Source organism: Parageobacillus thermantarcticus (assembly GCF_900111865.1).
GTDB lineage: Bacteria > Bacillota > Bacilli > Bacillales > Anoxybacillaceae > Parageobacillus > Parageobacillus thermantarcticus.
Genome location: NZ_FOJS01000083.1, coordinates 1 through 5,496 on the forward strand (window position 1 = coordinate 1; position 5,496 = coordinate 5,496).

A 5,496-nucleotide genomic window follows, 5' to 3' on the forward strand; every position below is an offset into this window, starting at 1 on the left:
CTGAATAAAACACACCTCTATTAAAAAATAAATCATAAAAAGGAGCCCAACATTTATAAATAATCCGATTCCATTTGTTATTCATTTTCTTTTTCTCCTTTTTACATGGCATTTGAGCATTGATTAAGTCAATTAAATAAAATCCATAAATTCTGCACAAATTCAAGATAATATAAAAAAAGTAGAAATATACGGTATGTTGAAAAAAGCTTAAGAGTCTTTAAACAAGTATTTTTTAACAGTTTAATCACTGAACATAATAGAAATCAAGGAGGGTAATATGGATAGATGAACACAAAAAAAATTCTCAAAATGTTAATTGCACTTTTTGCGTCTACTATTATTGCGGCAGGTTGTAGCGCACAAAATGGAAATGACTCAAAAAAAGCAGAGCAATCAATGGAGCATAGTCAGCATAGAAGTAGTCAATCGAATGGAGCAAGCAATGACAAGGAAAACACAGCTATAGTTGTTCAAGAACCGAGTGTATATAATGAAGAAGCGAGTAAAAATCTTCTTACATTGTCAACAAAAAACGTTACTCGATTAAATACTGATGATCCAGTTGAACTTTCGGTATTAGTATCACAAACGGTATGGCCGGCTACTCATAAAGAAAATCAACCAAATGGGATTATCCTAGCTCCCCTTGAAAATTGGCAAGCAACATTGGCTGCAGCTGATCTTATTCATCATCCAAATAACGGACCTATTTTATTTACAAAAAACAATACAATTCCAAATCAAGTGTTGAATGAAATTCAACGTTTAAATCCACTTGGGATTAAAGACGGTACACAAATTTTTGTTATCGGTAACTTGCCGAAACAAGAGTTGGATAAACTAAAACGTTATAAAGTTCAACAAATTAATGAAACCGATTATGCAGCATTAGCACAAAAAATTGATCAATTGTATGCTGAAGTAGCAGGTAAACTACCAGAGAGTGTCATCATTGGTTCTTTTGAGGAAAAAGCAAAACTTTATACGATTCCTGCGGCCAATTGGATTGCTCATATGGAAGAACCGATTTTATACGTTAGTCAAAATAAAATTCCGAAACAAACAGAAGAAGCATTGAAAAAAAGAAAAGGAAAAGCGAATATCTACATTTTAGGTCCTCAGTCCATAATATCAAAGGAAGTCGAAGAGAAGTTAAAAGAATTTGGAAAGGTTACACGAATTTCAGGAGATACTCCAACTCAACAGTCTGTTGCATTTGCGACTTTTAAAGATAAGAAAACAGGATTTGGTTGGGGATTAAACAATCCGGGACACGGTTTATCATTTGTTTCGACCAAATCTCCTGAAATGGCATTAGCAGCAGTGCCTTTTTCACATTTGGGAAAACATGCGCCACTTATTTGGCTGGAGAATGGCGAACTTACCCCAGAAGTTTATGAGCTTATGGCTACCTTAAAACCAACGTTTGAAAACGATCCAACTGTAGGACCGTATAATCATGCTTATTTATCCGGAACAGAAAAACTAATTTCGTATCAAACACAAGGGGTTATTGATGAAAAGCTTGAAATTGTTCCAGAGAGTGGAGAGGGGCATGGCAGTCATTAAGAAAAAAATTAGATAAATTTTTTATAACCGTACAGAAATGCATCTGTACGGTTTTTTGTGGGTTCAAACTAAATTTTTTCTCCCATCCCATATAACTTTATTGATTCGAGTATTTTTAAGTAAAAATATCTTTCATTAAAAATCTGTTATATTTTTTGTAAAGAGTTCTTGGTATGTTGCAAGAGGCATTATTCAAAAGGAGTGAATCAGATCGTCTATGCCCTCATTTTATTTTTGCGGGTGTTGAAGCGTATGCTTTCCATTAAATTTTTCTTGCGTCTAATGTCAAAAAAATAAAATTAACTCCTTTTGCTTATTATCGATTCATGCTTGCTGTTTTTTATAAAAAAGATTAGGAGTACTCTTACAAGTTTGAAGAGTACTCCATCTAAGAGTCAGTACAGGGACTTTTAAAACTTCAACGTTATTAAGATATTACAGGTTTGGCGTTGGAGTCGGTTCGGCATACCCATTTTTATATGCTTCATCAATTTTTTTTCGAATCTCTTTTATTGATTTTCCTGCTTTATAATCTTGAATGGAAGTGGCCGCAATTTCTAGGCAAACTCCACATTTTGTAGCATGATCGTCCCACACAATTGCTCCGTCTTTATGATTTTTATATACAAAGCAGTCATAATTATTTTTATGACCAGAAGATTTACCGCAGCCGCAATAACACGGAATATTTTCAAGCAATTCTCTGTTTTTCGCTACGCTAGCGTATAAGTTTTTCATTTCCTTCGGTTTATCGTTCAAGAAACTTGGTAGAACCTCGACACTTTTTGTTTCTTCTACAATATCTCTGCTTTCTGTTTGTTGATGTTCTTTTTTGTTGTTTCCTGATTCTTGTAGCGAATTAGAGCAACCCACAATTAAGAGCGCACTTAATAATGTAATAGGGAAAAATTTTTTGTAATTTACCATTTTACATCCTCCTGACACTAGATTAATAAATGAACATATATTCATAAAAGACACACCTTTATTATACACGTTTTCTTAAAACAGTGAAATGCTTTTTAGTTTGAAACAACACAATACATAGTTGGTTAAACGGAATATGAGATATTAGATAGACGGAAGAAATGAAAATATTAATGTAAAAAATCGATCTAATTTTTCCGTTATAACCTCGAATCATTTTATTGCGGAAAGACAGAAAGAAAAGTGTGTTTTTATGTTGATAAGACATGTTTTGTTTCATTCATGCATAGGATAGATAAAAATGAATTATGGACAAAATGGATGGTGACATCATGGGAGAAAGAGAAATATTAATGGTTCCCATCATTACTATTTTTATGTTTTTAGGAATTACCTTGGGGGGGATTTTCAGCTTTTTATTCCGTTTTATTTTAGGAATGAAAATAGAGCGGACTTTCGTTTTCTGCGGCGGTCTGTTGCTCGGATTGATTCTATTCGAATTGCTTCCAGAAAGTTTTACTCAGAATAGCTGGATGGGAATTGTCTTAGGGATATTAGCAGGTATTTTATCGATGAGTATAGCTGAGAAATTATTACATAAAAATTTAAATGTGGCCAATGGAAGCCTAGAGTATATACGTTCTTTTGTACTTTTGCTTGTTGCAATTGGCATTCATAACTTGCCAACTGGTTTGGCGTTAGGGACCACAATGAAAACCGATGCATTTTCTCTTTCTCCACTGTTAGCCGCATTGATTCTACATCATATTCCTGAAGGAATGGCTTTAATGGGGTCAATGGCATTTGTAGAATCCCCATCCGTATTGTTTGTAATTAGTGCTGTTTTTTTGGCTGTTGTTCTTGGCGCAAGCATTTTTATCGGATTTCTAATTGGAGACAATTCTTACAAACTCAATACTCTCTTGTTCGGAGGAGCAATTGGCACTTTATCATTCGTAACGTTCCATGAAATCTTATGGAAAGCCAAAAGAAAAATGAAATTTCATGAGTTTGGGCTGTATGTATTACTTGGTTTATTGTTTATCTATACGTTTTTATTACGTATTCATTAATATTGTTTGACAGTGTATAGAATATTATGATACTTTTTTTGTAGAATATATGAGAATATGTTCATATATTAAATATAGGAGGAATATTTTATGGAAGAATCTAAATACACACAATCTGTTGATAAGGATTTAGATGAGGAAACCTTATTTATTGTTTCACAAACGTTTAAAGCATTAAGTGACCCGACGAGAATTAGAATCTTATATTTACTATCGCAAAAGGAGCATTCAGTGAACGAAATTGCTGAAAAATTGTCGTTAGGACAATCAGCTGTGTCACATCAATTGCGTTTTCTAAAAAACTTGCGCCTTGTTAAATACCGACGCGCAGGAACGACGCTGTATTATTCTCATGACGATAAACATGTCATGAACATCCTGAAACAAACAATTGATCACGCGAGACATCATTAAAAAGGCAGGGATTTTATCATGGAGGAATATCGAATAAAAGGTTTGTCATGTGCTCATTGCGCCGCCGAAATCGAGAAGAAAATTCGGAGTTTAGAACATGGGGAATCAGCAACACTAAATTATAATACAGGAAAACTAAAAATTGATGAAAAAGTTGATTTAAAACAAGTCGAAAAAATTTTATCCGAAGACGGAGCATTTATTGAAAAAACTCAAGCTCATCATCACGAACATGAGCATTCACATCATCAAGGAGTCAATTTAAAGTTTTTACTTATTGTTTCGACTGCTTTATATTTCATAGCGTTTTTCCTTGAGAAGCAGACAAACAGTTTTCTGGTGATCGGTTTGTACTTAATTGCCATGGTTATTAGTGGATATCAGACGTTTTTGAAAGGTTTAAAAAACTTAGTTAAACTGAAATTCAACATTGATACGTTGATGACCGTGGCATTAATTGGGGCCATCTCCATAGGAGAGTGGAAGGAAGCAACGGTTGTTGCCATTCTTTTTGGATTAAATGAATATCTTGAAGGCATTGGAATGGAAAAGGCCAGAAAGTCGATGGAAAAATTGTTGGAAGTGGCTCCAAAGCAAGCGACAGTATTGAAGGATGGCATAGAGAAAGTGGTTCCTATTGAGTCCCTTCAAGTAGGAGATATTGTTTTAGTAAAACCCGGAGAAAAAATTCCTTCGGATGGAGTAGTTATGGAAGGTAAAAGCTCCGTGAATGAGGCCGCCATTACGGGGGAGTCATTACCTGTTGAAAAGGAAAGCGGAGAAACGGTATTTGGCGGAAGTATTAATAACGAAGGGATTTTGAAAATTGAGATTACAAAATCATATGAGGATTCATCATTAGCCAAAATTTTACACTTAGTCGAGGAAGCACAGGAAACAAAAACGCCAACAGAATTGTTTATCAATCGTTTTGCCAAATATTATACTCCTCTAATCATGATTGTTGCCGTTTTAGTTATGGTGATACCTCCACTATTTTTTGGTGCCGAGTGGAACAAATGGTTTTATCAAGGTTTAGCCGTTTTAATTGTCGGGTGTCCGTGTGCGCTAATTTTATCTTCACCGATTGCAATTGTTTCTGGGATTACAAGAAATGCTCGTAACGGGATTCTTGTGAAAGGGGGAGTGTTTCTTGAGCAGTTAGGAAAAATTAATACGATTGCCTTCGATAAAACGGGAACTCTTACAAGGTCAAGTCCTAATTATTGTGTAAATTCCCCTTTGATAGACAACATGGACCTGATGACTTGACGTATGGTAGGCAAGTCCGGCAAGTCTCCCTGCCGGTCGCCTTCCCGGACAAACGATCATGTTGTCAAGGAACAGGCGTGTCAAGGAGCTTTCGCGGCATATCCTCGCTTCCGAGGTATTCCACGTTCTCCTTGACACAGCGAAGGGGTTACCCTACTCTTTTCATCTCCGAAACTTCCTGATTCACCGATCGAGCTTCTTGCTCTTTCGTTTTCCGCCACTGCCAATATTCGGACAT

4 protein-coding genes and 1 pseudogene are annotated in these 5,496 nt (G+C 35.4%); 4 read left to right on the forward strand and 1 reads right to left on the reverse strand.

Annotation, left to right across the window (positions count from 1 at the left end; genetic code table 11):
• Window positions 1-288: 288 nt before the first annotated feature.
• Entirely contained in the window at window positions 289-1,572 is a 1,284-nt protein-coding gene (locus BM278_RS17850; protein ID WP_208601840.1) for a cell wall-binding repeat-containing protein, read from the forward strand.
• Between the two features lie 435 nt (window positions 1,573-2,007).
• Here BM278_RS17850 and BM278_RS17855 read toward each other — a convergent pair whose 3' ends face one another.
• A complete protein-coding gene (locus BM278_RS17855; protein WP_090952408.1) occupies window positions 2,008-2,499 on the reverse strand; it encodes a PCYCGC motif-containing (lipo)protein in 492 nt (163 codons plus the stop codon).
• A 332-nt stretch (window positions 2,500-2,831) separates the two neighbouring features.
• Between BM278_RS17855 and BM278_RS17860 the strand changes: the two genes are divergently transcribed.
• The 3 genes and pseudogenes from BM278_RS17860 to BM278_RS17870 all read left to right on the forward strand — a co-directional run.
• The gene (locus BM278_RS17860) at window positions 2,832-3,572 is read left to right on the forward strand and encodes a ZIP family metal transporter (protein ID WP_167359684.1); all 741 of its coding nucleotides are present in this window, start codon (window positions 2,832-2,834) and stop codon (window positions 3,570-3,572) included.
• Between the two features lie 90 nt (window positions 3,573-3,662).
• Window positions 3,663-3,986 (forward strand): ArsR/SmtB family transcription factor, encoded by a 324-nt coding sequence (locus tag BM278_RS17865; RefSeq protein ID WP_089097009.1) that lies wholly within the window; start codon window positions 3,663-3,665, stop codon window positions 3,984-3,986.
• An 18-nt stretch (window positions 3,987-4,004) separates the two neighbouring features.
• Window positions 4,005-5,210, forward strand: a pseudogene (locus tag BM278_RS17870) (heavy metal translocating P-type ATPase); the annotation flags it as partial.
• Between the last annotated feature and the right edge of the window lie 286 nt (window positions 5,211-5,496).